This window comes from Paenibacillus sp. BJ-4 (assembly GCF_020404765.1).
Classification (GTDB): domain Bacteria; phylum Bacillota; class Bacilli; order Paenibacillales; family Paenibacillaceae; genus Paenibacillus.
In genome coordinates this window covers 43,589-61,423 of record NZ_JAIVEM010000057.1, presented here as the reverse complement: position 1 = coordinate 61,423, position 17,835 = coordinate 43,589, and the positions used below count along the sequence as shown (strand labels likewise).

The window sequence follows — 17,835 nt, the reverse complement described above, 5'->3', positions numbered from 1 at the left end:
GCGTTCGTCCTGAGCCAGGATCAAACTCTCCAATAAAGACCAACCGAGGTTGGTTATAGAAAGAGCGATTAGCTCATGTTGAAACTGACGAGATAAAAATATCTCATTGTTGATTTTGCGAACAAAATCATTACTCACTCGTTGTTCAGTTTTCAAAGATCAAACCTGCATATTGTTTCGCTTTTTGTTTTCGCTTTGTTTCACCACCGCGTCTCAGCGGCGACTTAAATAATATATCATGTTTTTCAAATCTTTGCAACACTTTTTTTTGAGAAAGTTTTTAAAGCATTTTGCTTTGTTTGTGTTGCTTACTATCTCGTAAAAGACAGCTATAAGAATATACCACATAAACATCCTATTTAGCAATATCTTTTTTGATTTTTATCATATCAACAATTAACTGAATTTAAATAAAGAGACCATCATTCCCTATAAGCAGAATAATAGTCTCTTTAATGTTCACTTTTTTTGGTTTTGTCATTAATAAAACTAAACCGCTACTAAGCATTTCCCACTCACTTTTATTTAGTTTTTATCAGTCCTTAATCCATGGATTTTTACGCGATCTACTACTATAGGATGAAGAACGAGATTTAGCTGTTGTCGGCTTGCGGCTTTTTCGATTCGTTAAAGTATCATTAATTCCCGAAACCTTAGCTTTAGTTTTTTCATCTTTGGCTGCACCGCTAGAGACAACTTTTGTTTTTCCTTTACGCGCTTTACCATCTTTTGGTTTGGAGGAAGAAACAACTTCATTTTGGGATGCAATAGTCAGATTGTTAGCATTCTCCTGTACTCCCTGGAATGTTGGAGCAGATCCCGCGTTCCCTTCCCTGCAACCACAGTCTGGCATAAACATGTAGGGTGTCGTATATCCCTCTAGTGGATACACAGGTGCATACCCATGTGCAAATGGATGATAGGGAGAATTCGCTGACTGTTGTCCTTGTAATTGGCTATAGTCGGACACGTATCCACCCTCAGGCAAACCATATTGAGGTCCTCCCCATCCATGGCCCCACTGGCTGCCTATGACTGCACTCTCAGGATGCTGCTGTGGGTAGCCTTGATGTATAAATGGGGGATAGACAGGATAAGATGTATTTTCAGACGCTTCATGACTCGGATAATATCCGGGGGTGCAGCAATCTGAATAGGCAGGATAAGGTGTTGGATGGATATTTATAGGCGCTGTCTGCATAGGTCCCCAACTCCACGGATGCTCACAGTCATGATAATAGCCCTGATCAGGAGCTGCAGAGGGAGAGGCATGTTCTGCAAAGGAGGTATTTACAGGCGCATTCCCCCAAGGTTGAGGGGACCCAATGCCCGGATACCACGAGTTCGGCATTGTATTTATTTGTGGACTGTAATCAAACGCCGGCTGCTGCACTGGCCATGGAGAATTTACCATCGACTCCGAGCTTGTGCAACCACAAAACTTTTCTGTCATAGGCTGCTTCTCCACATTTACTGGAAGCTGTGGCTTGGGCGCAAACGGTTGGGTTACTATAGGTTGCATTTGAGGTGGAGCCGGTTGGTTAACTATGGGCTGTATTTGAGGTGGAGCAGGATTCGCCGGTGCCATGGGAGCTTCCGGTAGTTTTAATTCGGGAAGCTTAGGAGGATTCTCTGTTTCTTTCGGCTGCGTCATCTGTTCTTTAGGACTAGGCATATTTTCAGGTTCAGGCTGATTCGACTCCTCCTTAGGCTGGGTTAGCTCTTGCTTGGTTGGGGACTCGGCTGGAGACTCGGGTTTAGGCTGCGTCATCTCTGGTTTGACTGCGGTATTTTTTTTATTTTCAACAGGCCCAGAGGCTTCTTCTTTGTAGTGTGGGATATTAACTGTTTCCCCGACCAATAGAGCATTGGGGTTTTTAAGCTGGGAATTGGCGTCAATAATCAGCTTAAGCGGTACATTCCAGGCCTTCGACAACTTCCACAAGGTATCTCCTTGCTTAACCTTGTGCTGATACACCGTTGACGGTTGTGTTTCCATCACAACAGGATCTGTCGGAATTTTGATTTTCTCGCCAATGCTCAGCTGATTAGGATCAGCCAATTGGGGATTGGCAGCAATAACTTTTTCCAGTGCCACATTATACTTCTGTGCTAGCAAGTACAGGGTGTCACCTTTTTTGACGATGTGTATTTTCACAGGTCACAAACCTCCTAGCTTTCGTTCGGGCGGGATAAACGCCCGGCTTCTGTTAATACATCCTATGCACCTCCCGGGCGAATGACCCCATACAAACAAAAAAATCCTTTCAACCGAACACTCTCGCGAGCATCCTGTCAAAAGGATTTCACTGTTTATTCTAGTCCTGCCACACTTTATAGCCGTCCTGATCTACGATTTTCCGGAACTCGGCCAGCAACTCCAAAGTCACTGGACCTGCAACACCGGAACCAATCGTACGACCATCCACTTCATAAGCTGCAATAACTTCCGCTGCAGTTCCTGTAAAAAAGACCTCATCCGCCACATATACATCATGCAATGTAAAAGGTTGCTCTTTGAGCGTATATCCAAGCTCGTCACACAAATCAATGATAGCATTACGAGTAATACCCTCAAGTGCCCCCAAATAGCAAGGTGGTGTAAAGAGCACTCCGTTTTTAACAATGAAAATGTTGTCCGCGGAGCCTTCTGTCACATAACCTTGAGAATTGAGCATAATAGCCTCGCCTACACCAGCATAATTAGATTGAATCTTCACCAGGATATTGTTGAGATAGTTCAACGATTTTATCTTCGGATTCAAAGCATCCGGAATGTTACGGCGCTGGGAGACAGAGATTGTTTTCAGGCCAGTCAAGTAAGCTTCCTCCGGGTAAATGGCGAGCTGCTCCACGATAATGATGACACTTGCCTTCGCACAACGAAGAGGATCAAGACCCAAATTCCCCGCACCACGAGATACAATTAGACGAATATATCCGTTACGCATTTCGTTGAGACGAATCGTTTCAGCCATCGCTTCCAGCATTTCATCCTGAGACAACGGGATATTCAACTGAATGGATTTCGCAGAATCATACAGACGGTCCAAGTGCTCTTTGCACTTAAAAATATTGCCGTTATAGATACGAATTCCTTCAAATATACCATCTCCGTACAAGAAACCATGATCATACACGGAAACCTTTGCGTTTTCCTTCGTTACATGCTGCCCATCCAGATAAATCCATTGTTCTGCCATTAAAACTACACCTCCGATTATTGTTCCTTTACAATAGGTTCGATCGCTGCTTCAACATACTTGTAGCTTGGATAGGAGCCGAGAATACGTACCTGGCACCCCAAAGCCTCAATCTCTGCAAAGGCCGCCGGAAGCAAAATCGAATGCAGAGATTCCAAAATTTCAATATAAAAATAATAGTTCCCCAATTGCTTTTTGGTTGGACGCGATTCGATACGGGACAGATTCAACCTGCGCCACGCAAACGTAGATAACACTTGATGCAGTGCTCCTGGAAAATCCTGCGGCGGTGTAACCAAAATGCTGGTCCGCTGTCCATCAGGGTTACGCGGGAGACTGATAGGTTGATGGCCGATCAGGACAAAACGGGTAAAGTTGTTGTCGTGATCCGTCACTTTACTAGCCAAAATATCCAATCCGTGTTTGGCAGCCGCAAGCTTGGTTCCGAGAGCCGTCCAGCCTTTACCAGGGTTATTCCTAACAATTTCGACGGCTTCCGCCGTACTTCCTGCACTTTCCAAATCAGCTTGAGGAGCGGAAGCTTGTATGAATTCCTTACACTGGGGAAGCGCTACGGGATGAGACATTATTTTGACTATTTTGCTCAAATCCAGCTCGCCCCGGTCATTGGTAAATTCACTACGATGTCCAATAAGGTTTTGAATGGAAGGATATACCCATTCCGCTTGCATCTGAATGTCCACCTCATGTACAAGCCAATCCATGTGTAAACTGACAGAGCCATCAATCGTATTCTCAATGGGAATTACACTATAGTCCGCTTTCCCACTGTCTACAGCCTGAAATACGTCCGCTATGTGCTTATAAAATAGTAATTCACAGGGCGTATCTCTTAGCAGATATTTAATCGCTTCATGAGAAACGGTCCCCTCTGGAAGAAGTGCAATTCGTTTCATTTCGTAAGTTCCCCTTTTATCATATCCATAAAAGGAAGTGTATTCCCTTCCGTATATACTTTAACGCCTTCACTCTCCGGACGCAATTTTAAAACCGAGGCATTGATGCCCTGTTTACTCATCGTATCCGTTAAATACTGTTCCAGCTCTGCCTTCCGATTTTCCCGACGATCGGTCAACGCCAGGAGTGTCGGTCCAGCCCCGCTGAGAGCCACACCCAGGGCACCATGATGGTGCGCATTCTGCAGGATCTCTGTCATACCCGGTACAAGCGCTGCGCGGTAAGGCTGATGAAGCCGATCACTCATCGCTTCAGCGATCAACTCTGTTCGGCCCGATGCCAATGCTGCTACAAGCATCGAAGCATGACTTACATTGTATACAGCATCCTGCAGAGATACATGCTCGGGCAGCACCTCTCTGGCTTTGGACGTAGACAATTGAAACTCTGGAATAACCACCGTAACCTCCAGATTAGCATCCGGCTCAATCCGTAAGTGCTTGGCATGCTTGCCATCCCACACGGCAGTAATAATGCCACCAAACAGAGAGGCTCCAACATTGTCTGGATGCTTTTCAATAGCGCTTGCCATGTCAAACAGCTTGGAATCCGACAGAGGCGAGCCAATCAGCGTATTAGCGGCCACTAGAGCGCCTATAATAGCGGAAGCACTACTGCCCAAACCACGAGTAAGCGGAATATCCGAGTACATCGAAATATCCAGTTCAGGAACAGCTACACCAGCTTCCCGAAAAACCATTTGTGCTACTTTGTAAATTAGATTTGTTTTATCTTGCGGAACACCATTCATTTCATCTCCGTACAGATGAAAAGCCGTCTGTTCTGCCTCTTTCAATTCAATCCATGCATATAAGGACAACGCCATGCCCAATGTATCAAAACCGGGGCCCAAGTTAGCGGTACTCGCAGGCACACGCACTCTTGCTGTTTTCAAAACGGTCATACGGATGATTCCTCCTGCTTTTATTGACTATCCTTCTACCCGATATACACTCTTGATGCGACGGATTACATCCAAAGTTTCAAAATGCTCCAGCACCTTTTTCATACTCGCTTTACTGGCCAAATGAGTCACAATAATAATTTCAGCATCGGGATTAACCTCATTCGGTTGCTGCACGACAGAGGCCAGACTGACGTTGAATTCAGCAAATACCTGCGTAATCCGTGCCAACACCCCGGCTTTATCATCCACATGCAAAAGCACGAAATTTTTAAAATACACATCTTCGTCATTGCTGATTTTTTTGGGGTTGTAAGGTACGATTGCTTTTAGCCCATTTACGCCGAGTTTAAGATTTTTCACAACAGCTACCAGATCCGCCACAACCGATGTAGCCGTCGGCATTTCGCCTGCACCCGCACCGTAAAACATGGTTTCACCCACTGCTTCACCATGCACATACACTGCGTTGAATACCCCGTTCACCGAAGCCAATGGATGCTGCTTGCGTACCATTGTCGGCTGAACGTTGATCGTAAATTCATCGCCCTGACGCTCTGCAATGCCAAGCAGTTTCATTTCGTATCCAAGTTTTTTGGCAAAAGCGATATCCTCACTAGTTACCTTCGAAATACCGCTGACACTCACATCCTTGAGCTCTACATTGGAACGGAAGCCAAGCGTACCGAGAATAGCCATTTTACGAGCTGCATCCAGCCCCTCCACATCTGAAGTCGGATCAGATTCAGCATATCCAAGCTCCTGCGCTTCCTGAAGAACCTCTTCGTACGAGGCTCCCTCCTGGCTCATTTTAGTTAAAATGAAGTTTGTCGTACCGTTCACAATTCCCATAATACGGGTGATGCGGTCGGAGGAAAAACCTTCAATTAACGTACGAATGATCGGAATCCCGCCAGCTACGCTGGCTTCATAAAAAATATCGCATTGCTTTTCCTGCGCCTTAGCTAATACTTCGGAGCCATGCAAAGCCATTAAATCCTTATTTGCTGTTACGATATGCTTTCCTCGCTCTAGTGCTTCCAGAATGTACTCCTTGGTCTGACCAACGCCGCCCATGACTTCGATAATGACATCAATGTCAGGATCACGAATGACTTCCCATGGGTCCTCAGTAAGCTTAGCGCCATCCACTTCAATGGAGCGATATTTGTCTATATTTTTTACAGCAATTTTTTCAATAATGATAGGCGAACCAACTTGTCTGCTCAAATCTTCCTGATTTCCTTCTACGATTCGAACAACTCCCGTTCCTACCGTACCTAAACCCAACAATCCTACTTTGACCGGTTTCATCCATTCCCCTCCTGCTAACTTTTATCTAATGGGCGGTATGCCCTTAACCTTGCCCGATCAGGCGGACACGTTTGACGCCAGAGATGGTCTCCAAGCCTTCCAGCAGAACACCCAGCTCTTCACTCAGTCTGGACATTTCCACCGAGATAACTACGTTGGCTCTGCCTTGCAGCGGAATGCTCTGCTGAATGGTCAGCACATTGCCTCCGTAATCTGCCACCCTTCCAAGCACTCTGGACAACATGCCGGATTGATGTTCCAAATCAATGGAAATATTGACAATTCGCTCACGCTCCAGCTGGTTAACCAAATGAATGCCATCTTTATATTTATAAAAGGCGCTTCGACTTAGCCCAACTTGCTCCACGGCGTCATGCACGGTTTTTACATCTCCTGAAGCCAACAGCAGTTTAACCTGTATAGTTTTAACAATAGCTTCAGGCAAAATATCTTCCCGTACCAAGTAATAGCGCTCTTTCACGAACGTCCTCTCCTCAAAGACTTATGTTTTTGTATAGAGGACATTATATCGAAACTCGTGAAAATCGGCAAGCTAACTTTACAAAAAAAGGCTACTGCCATCTATAGGGGGTTCCTATAGTGCAGTAGCCATTCATCTCAACCATTATTTTATTCCTAGTAGTAGCTGCTGCCTTCCACGAATTCGAACTCGAAATCAGCAATGCGTACAGAGGTACCATCTGTGGCACCACGTTTACGCAGCTCGGCATCCACACCCATATGGCGCAGCGTTCTTGCCAATTTTAAAATGGCATCATGCGAATTCAACTGCATACGCTTCATCATGCGCTCAATTTTGGGGCTGTGCACTACGAATGTGTCGTTCTCACGTACAATTGTAAAGCCTTCGTCTTCTGCCGTATCCAGCTTAAATACCTTACGCTCATTAACTTCTGCTACTTCCTCAACGATCGGCTCGTCCGGTATTTGATCCAGCAAATCAGCGGCCCGATAGAGCAGTTCTTTGACACCTTGGCGTGTCAGTGAAGAGATAGGCATAATTTCCAAGTCTGGACGCACAGAAGCGATCTGTTCTTTGAATTGTGCCAGTTTTTCTTCTGCTTCCGGCATATCCATTTTATTCGCTGCCACAATTTGTGGGCGCTCCTCCAAGGCAGCATTATATTGCTTTAATTCGTCGTTAATTTTAGTCCAATCCTCAAACGGATCACGCCCCTCAGAGCCTGCCATATCTACAACATGGATAATTATTCGTGTCCGCTCAATGTGCCGTAGAAATTCATGTCCCAGCCCAACACCTTCATGGGCTCCTTCAATTAATCCAGGCAGATCAGCCATCACAAAGGTACGATGATCGCCCACATCCACAACCCCCAAATTAGGGGTAATCGTTGTAAAGTGGTATGCGCCAATCTTTGGCTTGGCAGAGGATACGACTGACAGTAATGTGGATTTTCCTACACTAGGGAAACCAACCAGGCCCACGTCTGCCATCACTTTTAGCTCAAGAGTAATATAACGCTCTTGTCCCTCTGCACCATTTTCAGCTAGTTCAGGCGCTGGATTACTAGGCGTAGCAAAACGAATGTTCCCGCGTCCTCCGCGCCCTCCTTTAGCTACGACAACCTGCTGCCCATGGCGCGTCATATCTGCCAATACTTCACCCGTATCATCATCTATGATAACCGTTCCCGGTGGTATACGTACGATCATGTGCTCCGCATTAGCTCCGTGTTGGGCTTTGTTACGACCTTTCACCCCACGCTGGGCTTTAAAATGTCGTTGATATCGAAAATCCATCAACGTACGCAACCCTTCATCTACGCGGAAAATCACATCTCCACCGTTCCCTCCATCACCACCACCTGGTCCACCTTCAGGAACGTATTTCTCACGGCGAAACGCAATTAAACCGTCTCCACCGTCTCCACCTTTAACAAAAATCTTCGCTTTATCTACAAACATGGTTACACCTTCCTTATGTCTGGCACTCCATCCGAATTTGAAGCATTTCACCTGTAGGGAGCTTCTCTGTTCGAATGCGTTCACTTCCTTGTATGGGTTTGACCTGCTTTAATAAATTCGAATCGGCAGGTATATCACTTCCTTCAAAGCGGACAATAACATCATTTTGATCCATACCGAAAAAAAGTGTCAATCTGCGCACTTCTCCCCAGGACGACCGGCCGCCGCCATATTGATACGCACGCACCGTTTCTATGACGGCCGAGGCAAGCGACTCGCCGTCTTCGGGAGACATGACAGCGTCCAACTTTAACTGCTCCTCCACCTGTACCGACAACTGTAAGTTTCCGGCGTTTACGCGAAAAGACTGCAAATAAAATACCAGTGAAGGAATACCCAACTTGGATATTTTACTGTCCTCCGCCACGCGCTCTTTTATTGTTTCCACATAAGCAGCTGATTTATCATGCTTATTCATACGAATATAACCATAAAGCACCTGTAAGTCATTCATCCAGTCATGCCGATGATGGTTAAGCGTTGCGATAGCTGTACGCTCCAAGGAACGCAAAGCAGCTTTCCGCTCATACTCAGCCTGTCTACGTGTATACCACATGCCAAAGCAAGCGGCAACAACAGACCACAAAGCTAATATGATAATCGTTAAACCTTCAGGATAGAGCAGTGAAAAAACCAAAGGAATCAGAATGGAACCCAACGCCAAATAAGGCGCTCTTATCCGCTGGAACATGGCTTCTCTCCGTTCTGCCATAATTAAATGGATTATTGAAAAACCTTAATCCAGTATAGCACAGACTGACTTTCCAGTTCATTACCATCATGCAAAAAAAGCCTCCGACAAAAGTGCCGGAGGCTTTTCAGCGTGTGTAAGCCGCTATTAAGCTTCTACAGTAGCTGCTACTGGAGCAGCGTCGATCGGGTAGATGCTCACCTTTTTGCGATCACGGCCCCAACGTTCGAACTTCACAACGCCGTCCACTTTCGCGAACAGAGTGTCGTCCTTACCGATGCCCACATTCGTGCCCGGATGAATTTTCGTTCCGCGTTGACGAACCAGGATGCTACCGCCGGTAACTGCTTGACCGTCAGCACGTTTCACGCCAAGACGTTTCGATCTGCTATCACGTCCGTTTTTCGTGGAACCTACACCTTTTTTCGATGCGAATAATTGAAGATCCAATGTCAATTTCAACATGATGTCTACCTCCTTCTTTGTTTATTTTCTATTTGAATATACTTACCATATGATTCAGCAATACTTGTCAGCATAATCACCATGGACTCCAGCAACAGTTGAACCTGTGCATTCGCAACATTATGACTTTCAGGGGGAAAACACGCGCTCAAAAAGCCGTTTTCCATTTCTGTTTCCATTTCAACATCCGTAAGAGCTTCAATCGAATTGACGGTTCCTACAGTTACCGCTGAAACGCCAGCACATACAATATCCTCGCCAGACTTGGCGTAATTCGCATGGCCTTTAATAGAAAATCCCTGTATGCTGCCATCCTCCAGTCGTGTAATGCGCACGATAATCACTTATCGCACCCTCTTACGCTTGGATTTTTTCAATCGTCACTTTCGTGTACGGTTGACGATGACCTTGCTTCACATGGTAGTTCTTTTTAGGTTTGTATTTGTATACAATGACCTTTTGACCTTGACCATGCTTCTCAACTTTAGCTGTTACAGAAGCTCCGGAAAGAAGCGGTGTACCTGCTGTCAAGCCATTGTCGCCAGACACTGCCAGAACACGGTCGAACGTTACAGTTTCACCATCATTAGCTTCCAACTTCTCGATGAACAATACGTCGCCCTCTTGAACTTTGTATTGCTTACCACCTGTTTCGATAATTGCGTACATTTGCTTGCACCTCCTTATGTCTCAGACTCGCCTAATAGCAGGTGGCAGATTTCCTTGGGATACTGCACTTCAGTACCTGATTGGAGCGGTTACAGCATGTGCAGCCAATCTTACGCATCACACATACTAAATGATTGTAGCACAAGCTTCGTCCACATTCAACCTCTAATTTTGAAATGGTTATGATTTACGAATTGCTCTACATCGGCGTCTTTTCCTCACGCACCTTTTTACGGGTCATTTCCAGCAGCCCTAAACGCGTCCAGCCCACAACATATGATTTGGTCCGATCCTTCTTCAGCCTAGCCTCCAGCACAGAGGATACTTCCCGACGGTTCTCCTCTTGCTCCATGTCAATAAAATCAATGATGATAATACCACCAATATCACGTACACGCACTAGCCGGGCAATCTCTTCGGCGGCTTCGATGTTAGTTCGGGTCACCGTCTCTTCCAGATTACTGCCGCCCGTAAACTTTCCGGTATTCACATCAATAACGGTCAATGCCTCCGTGTGATCAATGACAATGTATCCGCCGCCCTGAAGCCATACCTTTCGCGCAAAATCACGTTCCAACTGCTCATTGATACCATAGGCATTAAATATCGTTTCTTCTGCACTACTGAATATACTCACATGAGCTTTCGCCGGACCAATCTGTTGCAGCATGATTTCTGCATCCTTTGCTTGCTCCTCGCTGTCAATGACCAGCTCATCCTGTTCTGGTGTAAATACATCCCGAATCAAGCGTTGAACGATACTCAAATCCCTGTGTAATTCACATGGAGCGGAGCATTCACCAGCTTTACGCTGAATGAGTACCCACTGCTGACGTAGCTGATCCAGATCATTTTCAATCGCCTCTATACTCATTTCCTCCGAAACGGTACGGATAATAATCCCTTCCTCACCCGTGCGCAGTTGCTCCCCCATTGCTTTCAAACGGGCACGTTCTCCCTCACGCTCTATTTTCTTGGATACAGCCACATAGTCGGCGCGGGGCATATATACGATCCAACGACCTGGAAGTGAAAAATGAGTCGTCACTCTGGCTCCCTTGCTCCCAACAGCCTCTTTTAATACCTGTACTACAATTTCCTGACCCACCTTTAACAGTTCAGAAATGGACGGCTTTACCTGTGGCTGCTTGTCCAAATGGGCATGAAGTACGTCATCCACATATAAAAAAGCATTCTTTCGTTGTCCAATGTCAACAAAAGCAGCTTGCATACCCGGCAACACATTGACTACCCTTGCTTTGAAGAAGGAACCTAAAATTCCCCGTTTTCGTGGCAGCTCAGCCGCATATTCAACCAATCGTCCCTCTTCCAACAGTGCCATTTGTGTCATCTGCTGCTGGCATTGTACAATCATTTGCTTCATGGTTTTTCAACCTCTCTGAATACAGCCTCTTCCTCAACTCTTAAAACATTTATTTGGGCTTGGGTTCCTCACCATCTGGCGGACGTGCCGCAAAATAAGAGCGAATAAGGCGCTGCTCCGGCAGTACGGCTACAATCCGTCCCTGTTCATTCATCACGTAAACCATATGATACCGATCTCTTCTAAAAAGACGCAAAACAGGCTCCAAATGTTTCACTGGCAAGGAGACAATAGGTAAGGCAATACTTCCCTTAGCTGCTTCGCGGTAAAAAAGCTCGTCCCTCCCCAGCAAAAAACGTATAAAGCGGTAAGGGATATTACGATAATCCACAATATTAGAATAAAGCAAAAAAATCCCTACCGCCAGCAGATTTAAATGCACAGATTCATTTTGTCTTAACAATGGAAAAATTCCGTAGATGCAAAATAGCAAGCTCGTCACGATACTGGCCCGAAAAGTCCACACTAATGTACGGTGATAAGAAAGAAACAAGCTGATCAGCGACTGTAGTATTTTCCCACCATCTAGCGGTAAAATCGGCAACAAATTGAACAGTGCAATAACTGCATTTCCCTGAATGATATAATTTACATAATCATGCTCAACCCCGTTCACATTTTTGAGCCATAAAAGGATGATGATCATGATTCCATTTTGTAGGGGACCTGCCAACGCTATGACGATTTCCTTCCACGCACTGAGCTTGCCCTGATCCTCAATGACCGCCACTCCTCCAAAGGGGAGCATCTGTATGGAAAGCACTCGCGCGCCCAACAACGAAGCGGCTGTCGCATGACCGAGCTCATGGATAAACACCAGTGTAAACAAGGTCATGATCTCAATAAAATGTCCAGTCAACACAGAGGTCAGCATGACCAGTACAAACAGTGGATGCAGTGATAAGGTCACACCCCGGACATTAATCAAGAGCTACCACTTCCGTTGGATCAATATATTGATCCCCCCTCTGCATTGCAAAAAACAGAGTCACCGCCTCATTGGCGCTATGGCTTGCTGGAAGTACACCGACCTCGTCCCCCTCCTGAACCCAGTCGTTTACCTTTAGGGTAGAGCGGGAAAGCCTTCCATATGTTGCTGTAATACCACCCGTGTGACGAATTGTAATTGTAATTCCACTTTTGGGATGATTCAAAATGTCCAATACACGTCCTGCATCTATACTTTTAACAGCGACTGCCCCATTGTTGGTAGCATTCGGTGTAATTTCCACACCTTTAAGGCTTAGTGCAAACGGCTGTGTTACGTCGCCTTCAATCGGCGGAAAGGCCTTTCGCCCCGCATTCACCTTGTGCGTTTCAGTCTCTTCGCCAAAAATCGGCAAAAAGGAAGGGGCCCCGTCAAAATAAGTTCCATACCATTGTCTAGCGGCTGCAAAATCCAAATCCTTATTCAAGGAATCTGCGATAAACATTCTCAAATTCACCGCATAGGGAATATCCCAGCGAAACAATCCCCATACCATTCCAAATAATACAGTTGCCATTACTGTTCTGCGCCAAAAAGAAGTCCAAAAAGACGGGCGACGATTCTCTCCGAAAGATTGACGCCAGCGTTGCCGTTCGTTTTTCCACTCAGTTTCCGGATCTCTGGGCAGATTTGCACTGATTACGGGCAATGGCTTCATTTCTCTATTCCCGAACCTGTCCTGATATACACCAGAGGAATGTGGTTTGGATTGCCCTTCCGCGATTAGCTGTTGTATACGTTCTTCTCTGCGCTGCTTGATTCCGGAATTTTTATTCATCCTGTTCAGCCCCCTCAGCGAGGTATGTTTGATACATCTTATGAGGACGGGCTTCAACTTATGTTGTCCAGTTCGGGATTACGCTCCTGAAAAATCAAAAAAACCGGCGTAATTACACCGGTTGCAGGGGTATATGGAGGATAGCGAGACAAGACAAAAACATTTACATAAGACTACCACTTATTTAAGTGCCCAGTATTACAAATAAAAAGATTGCATGGCTTTAAAAAGCCTGCGAAGCGTTCGCCTTTGCCTGTGAATTCCAACCATTTATGGTTTCATACAATTCACGGAATTCATAGGCAACAGCGATCATAAGATTAAATCACACGCGGAGCGTCTCCCAACTAAAACTCACGGTTTTACTCATCCACCCATACCAAAAAATTTCTTAAAGCGTGTCATTACGCTTTTCTTTTGGTCCATCTGCATAAGGGGCACCGTATCGCCCAAAATCCGTCTCGCAATGTTGCGATAAGCGATCGCTGCTTGTGAATCTGGATTCATGACAGTAGGTTCTCCCGTATTGGCTGCTTTGATCACCATTTCATCATCAGGAACGATCCCAATGAGGTCTATGCTAAGCACTTGTAAAATCCCATCAATATCCAACATATCCCCAGATTTAACCATGCTGTTACGAATACGGTTAACCACCAGCTTGGGTGAAGTCACATGTGAACTTTCCAGCAAACCAATGACCCGGTCGGCATCGCGTACGGCAGCATTTTCCGGGGTAGTTACAACAATGGCCTGATCCGCCCCGGCAATGGCATTTTTGAAGCCTTGCTCAATACCAGCAGGGCAGTCAATCAATATATATTCAAAATCCTTTTTAAGCTCCAAAATAATATCCTTAACCTGCTCAGGCGTAACAGCACTCTTGTCCTTAGTTTGAGCGGCAGGCAGCATATACAGCTCCTCAAATCGCTTATCCTTGACCAGAGCCTGATTTAAACGGCAACGACCTTCGGCTACATCAACCAGATCATAAATAATCCGATTTTCCAGACCCATTACCACGTCCAGATTACGTAGACCGATATCGGTATCCACCAGGCATACCTTTTTGCCAAGCAGTGCAAGCGCTGTTCCTATATTGGCTGACGTCGTCGTTTTACCGACGCCGCCTTTTCCTGAAGTGACGACGATAGCCTCTCCCATGTGCTACACCCCTTTGAACACGTTAAAATCGCGGCCCAGACGCACGATATTGCTCATTTTATCTATTTGCATAGCGCCATCCTTGAGATACGCAAACTCCATGCCAGATTCACGTGTCTCCCATTCGTCTGGTGGACGGCTGATCATTTCGGAAATTCGCAGTTGTGTCGGTGCAAAATAGGAGGCCGCGATAATCGCTTCGCTGTTTCCCTCCATGCCTGCGTGCGCCATGCCGCGCAGAGCGCCGAGGACATAGATATCACCGGTACATGTTATAATTCCGCCCGGGTTTACATCTCCCAAAAAAAGTAGATTTCCATTGTGATGAAGCACTTGACCTGACCGGATAATCCCTGTCACCGTGTGAATAGGAGGCTTTCCCTGCACTTCGGCAGGTAGCCCGGGCGATTCTATAGACCGTATGAGCAGATTCCCCTTCTGCCTCAAAATCTCCAGAATACTTTCCTTCTGTTCCTCTGTCACTTCCCGGCTTCCCAGCTTAATATCCACATGAATGATTGGGCCTGTTAAAATATTTTGATGACTGTGCTCCAGCTTAAAACGCAGCTCACCTAGCAAATCCTCAAACTCGCATTGATCGTCCAGCAGGAATACCAGGCCGTCTTTGATGCCTTTAATCGTGACATGATTCGATTTTACTGCCATTAGCCTGTCCCTCCTATTTCAATCATTTCGTCCCCGGGACGTCAAATCCCTGCTAACCCGGACAAAATGTGTGTAAAAAGACCTAGACAGCTTCTTCTTTTTTCACACGCGTACCCAAACGCTGCAATTGCTTGCGAACGGGGACATAAATAATGAGGGCAAACAGAAAATGGATAAACAAATCAGGAATCATATACTGAGCTAGCGCCCAGTCGAAAGTCTGATGGTTCAGCTGGAACAGCTGATCAATGCCAAAAAGTATAGAGTCCAGCAGAAAACTTCCAATCAACACAACTGCCATCATAATGGGCATCGGTGCACGCCTGGCTGTAAAAACAAGTCCCAATAAGTATGCAGACAACCCCATTGCAAAAGAGTAAGGCCCAATGATAAACCCGTAATAGACTACATCATGAATAAGTCCAAATACAATACCCAGCACTAATGCGGTATGGCGGCTGTAATACACAGATACAAACAAGATTACGACATATACGAGATTAGGCACCATCCTTGAATGCCAGCTATCGGGAAGAAGCCACGGAAGAATCGTTCCTTCGGCTATAAACAACACAAACAGCAGCAGTATTAAGACCTGACCGCGCATCTTCATTATTCCGGTACCTCAGGAGTGTACAAAACGAACAGTTCCTTCCAATCCACAAAGCTGGCTGCCGGTTTAATAATCGCTGTCCGTGTTTGACCAAACTCCCCAACCTGAATTTTTTCAACTGTACCGATCTGCAGGTTTTTACGGAATTTCCCGCCTCCACCAGACGTAATAATCTGATCTCCCTTGGCAATGGGATCATCTTCCGAAATTTTTGTCATTTGAAACGTATTAGTAACAGGATCATAGCTTTCTACCATGCCAAATGTTTTTTCTTTCCCTAGTGCAGTAGCAGCGATTGCATAAGAGTTTGGATTTTTAGGGTCCAAAGTAGTCAGTAACGTCACTGTAGAGGTGAAATTTGCGGTTCTGCTAATAACTCCTACAAAGCCTTCCATAGATCTTACTTCCTGGCCGACTCGCGCTCCATCCTTTTCCCCAATATCGATGACGAGTGTTTTGGAATCATTGCTGACACTGTTCACTTGAGCAACACGCCAATCATAATTGTCTTTCGCCATTTGCTCCTTAGTAAACTTCAATTCTTCCTTATATCTAGCATTAGTCTCTTTAAGATTGCGGGTTTGAATTTGCTCTGTAGTAAGCTGTGCCACCGCAATTTTCAAACGTTCGTTTTCTTTATAGATGCTCCGCATATTTCCGATATCTTCAAAGAAGCCCGCTATTGCTGAAGCGGGCCTGTAAAAGATACCTTGCACAAAGCCAATTGAATCTCTGGCGAACTTCTCTGGCCAGGTTAAGGAACTTCTCTGTCCAAGTGTAATCCCCATAAGGGCAATAAACAGAACGATTCCGATCAATAGAATAAATAGTCTTTTATTGCCAAACAGCTTAAACAGTTCCTACACCCCCGATTCAACGTTTGGAACGGACGGCAGAACTGCTCCGCGATTTGAACAAATGGATATTTTCAAGTGCTCTGCCCGTACCAATCGCTACACAGTCCAGAGGATTTTCCGCTACGATCACCGGCATTCCGGTTTCACCCGCCAACAGCTTGTCCAGGTTACGCAAAAGTGCTCCACCGCCAGTCAGTACAATTCCTCTGTCCATGATGTCTGCCGCTAACTCGGGAGGACATTTTTCCAGTGTTACTTTGACCGCATCCACAATCGCATTCACTGTATCCGACAACGCTTCGCTAATTTCATCGGAAGTAATCGTAATTGTCTTCGGCAATCCTGTCACCAGGTCGCGTCCACGGATTTCCGATGTCTCCACCTGCTCTAGTGGCATGGCCGAACCAACTTCCATTTTCAGCTGCTCTGAAGTCCGCTCACCAATCATCAGGTTATATTGGCGCTTCACGTACTGGATGATGGACTCATCCATTTCATCACCAGCCACACGCACAGAACGACTTGTTACAATGCCACCCAAGGAAATGACTGCAACCTCGGTTGTACCTCCACCGATATCGACAACCATACTGCCTGTAGGCTCCCACACAGGAAGATCGGCGCCAATTGCAGCTGCAAACGGCTCCTCAATCGTGTACGCCTCCCGCGCGCCTGCTTGCTTCGTCGCATCTTCAACCGCACGCTGCTCGACCGCAGTAATGCCTGAAGGTACGCAAACCATCACGTTTGGATGACGTGGAAACAATGAACGTTGGGCTTGCGCCTGACGAATAAAATATTTGATCATCGTTGCTGTCGTATCAAAGTCAGCAATGACGCCATCCTTCATCGGACGAATCGCACGGATATTCCCAGGTGTGCGACCAATCATTTTTTTCGCAGATTCACCCACAGCTTCAATGGTTTTTGTATCTGTACGCAAAGCGACTACAGATGGTTCACGAACCACAATTCCTTTTCCTCTTACGTATACCAGCGTATTTGCCGTCCCCAAATCAATTCCCAAATCTTTTGTAAAGCCACCCAGCATGATGTAATCTCCTTTTCTCTTCCCTGAAATCTGTTATCCATGTATAAACGGTTTATTCAGGCCGGCTTAGCCGGTCGTATTTAAATGTTTGATTTAAATATTA

General features: G+C 45.8%; 19 protein-coding genes and 1 other annotated feature. All 19 genes read right to left on the bottom strand.

From position 1 onward, the window contains the following. Positions 1–535: 535 nt before the first annotated feature. The 19 genes from LCF57_RS10765 to LCF57_RS10675 all read right to left on the bottom strand — a co-directional run bounded on the left by LCF57_RS10765 (position 536) and on the right by LCF57_RS10675 (position 17,732). On the bottom strand, positions 536–2,158 hold the full coding sequence (locus tag LCF57_RS10765) for a LysM peptidoglycan-binding domain-containing protein (protein ID WP_226000682.1): 1,623 nt from the start codon (positions 2,156–2,158) through the stop codon (positions 536–538). 160 nt (positions 2,159–2,318) lie between these two features. After that, positions 2,319–3,203, bottom strand: coding sequence for a branched-chain-amino-acid transaminase (gene ilvE, locus LCF57_RS10760; protein WP_226000681.1), 885 nt, complete (start codon positions 3,201–3,203; stop codon positions 2,319–2,321). Positions 3,204–3,220: 17 nt separating this feature from the next. Next, entirely contained in the window at positions 3,221–4,120 is a 900-nt protein-coding gene (pheA, locus tag LCF57_RS10755; RefSeq protein WP_226000680.1) for a prephenate dehydratase, read from the bottom strand. Further along, a complete protein-coding gene (gene thrB, locus LCF57_RS10750; protein ID WP_226000679.1) occupies positions 4,117–5,085 on the bottom strand; it encodes a homoserine kinase in 969 nt (322 codons plus the stop codon). The genes pheA and thrB overlap by 4 nt, the downstream gene beginning before the upstream one ends. Positions 5,086–5,112: 27 nt before the next feature. Further along, entirely contained in the window at positions 5,113–6,399 is a 1,287-nt protein-coding gene (locus LCF57_RS10745) for a homoserine dehydrogenase (protein ID WP_025718675.1), read from the bottom strand. Between the two features lie 43 nt (positions 6,400–6,442). Then, positions 6,443–6,880 (bottom strand): ACT domain-containing protein, encoded by a 438-nt coding sequence (locus LCF57_RS10740; protein ID WP_007431685.1) that lies wholly within the window; start codon positions 6,878–6,880, stop codon positions 6,443–6,445. Between the two features lie 155 nt (positions 6,881–7,035). Then, positions 7,036–8,346, bottom strand: coding sequence for a GTPase ObgE (gene obgE, locus LCF57_RS10735; protein ID WP_226000678.1), 1,311 nt, complete (start codon positions 8,344–8,346; stop codon positions 7,036–7,038). 13 nt (positions 8,347–8,359) lie between these two features. Next, the gene (locus tag LCF57_RS10730; RefSeq protein WP_318840666.1) at positions 8,360–9,097 is read right to left on the bottom strand and encodes a Spo0B domain-containing protein; all 738 of its coding nucleotides are present in this window, start codon (positions 9,095–9,097) and stop codon (positions 8,360–8,362) included. A 147-nt stretch (positions 9,098–9,244) separates the two neighbouring features. Beyond that, a complete protein-coding gene (gene rpmA, locus LCF57_RS10725) occupies positions 9,245–9,562 on the bottom strand; it encodes a 50S ribosomal protein L27 (protein WP_068500009.1) in 318 nt (105 codons plus the stop codon). A 5-nt stretch (positions 9,563–9,567) separates the two neighbouring features. Beyond that, positions 9,568–9,906, bottom strand: coding sequence for a ribosomal-processing cysteine protease Prp (locus LCF57_RS10720; protein WP_226000676.1), 339 nt, complete (start codon positions 9,904–9,906; stop codon positions 9,568–9,570). A 13-nt stretch (positions 9,907–9,919) separates the two neighbouring features. Then, a complete protein-coding gene (gene rplU / locus LCF57_RS10715) occupies positions 9,920–10,231 on the bottom strand; it encodes a 50S ribosomal protein L21 (protein ID WP_013311592.1) in 312 nt (103 codons plus the stop codon). A gap of 13 nt (positions 10,232–10,244) precedes the next feature. Next, positions 10,245–10,332, bottom strand: a sequence feature (ribosomal protein L21 leader region). Between the two features lie 98 nt (positions 10,333–10,430). Next, positions 10,431–11,615 carry an Rne/Rng family ribonuclease gene (locus tag LCF57_RS10710; protein WP_226000675.1) on the bottom strand — a complete coding sequence of 395 codons (1,185 nt, stop codon included), beginning with the start codon at positions 11,613–11,615 and terminating at the stop codon, positions 10,431–10,433. 49 nt (positions 11,616–11,664) lie between these two features. After that, positions 11,665–12,543 carry a M50 family metallopeptidase gene (locus LCF57_RS10705; RefSeq protein WP_226000674.1) on the bottom strand — a complete coding sequence of 293 codons (879 nt, stop codon included), beginning with the start codon at positions 12,541–12,543 and terminating at the stop codon, positions 11,665–11,667. Then, positions 12,536–13,381, bottom strand: a complete 846-nt coding sequence (locus tag LCF57_RS10700) for a M23 family metallopeptidase (protein WP_226000673.1) — start codon at positions 13,379–13,381, stop codon at positions 12,536–12,538. Before LCF57_RS10700 ends, LCF57_RS10705 begins: the two co-directional genes overlap by 8 nt. Positions 13,382–13,747: 366 nt before the next feature. Continuing rightward, positions 13,748–14,545 (bottom strand): septum site-determining protein MinD, encoded by a 798-nt coding sequence (minD, locus tag LCF57_RS10695; RefSeq protein ID WP_025718690.1) that lies wholly within the window; start codon positions 14,543–14,545, stop codon positions 13,748–13,750. 3 nt (positions 14,546–14,548) lie between these two features. After that, complete coding sequence (gene minC / locus LCF57_RS10690; protein WP_226000672.1) at positions 14,549–15,211, bottom strand: septum site-determining protein MinC; 663 nt, start codon at positions 15,209–15,211, stop codon at positions 14,549–14,551. Positions 15,212–15,293: 82 nt separating this feature from the next. Further along, positions 15,294–15,824, bottom strand: coding sequence for a rod shape-determining protein MreD (gene mreD, locus LCF57_RS10685; RefSeq protein WP_226000671.1), 531 nt, complete (start codon positions 15,822–15,824; stop codon positions 15,294–15,296). Continuing rightward, on the bottom strand, positions 15,824–16,642 hold the full coding sequence (gene mreC / locus LCF57_RS10680; protein WP_025718696.1) for a rod shape-determining protein MreC: 819 nt from the start codon (positions 16,640–16,642) through the stop codon (positions 15,824–15,826). The genes mreD and mreC overlap by 1 nt, the downstream gene beginning before the upstream one ends. 55 nt (positions 16,643–16,697) lie before the next feature. Beyond that, entirely contained in the window at positions 16,698–17,732 is a 1,035-nt protein-coding gene (locus tag LCF57_RS10675; protein ID WP_013311600.1) for a rod shape-determining protein, read from the bottom strand. Positions 17,733–17,835: the final 103 nt, after the last annotated feature.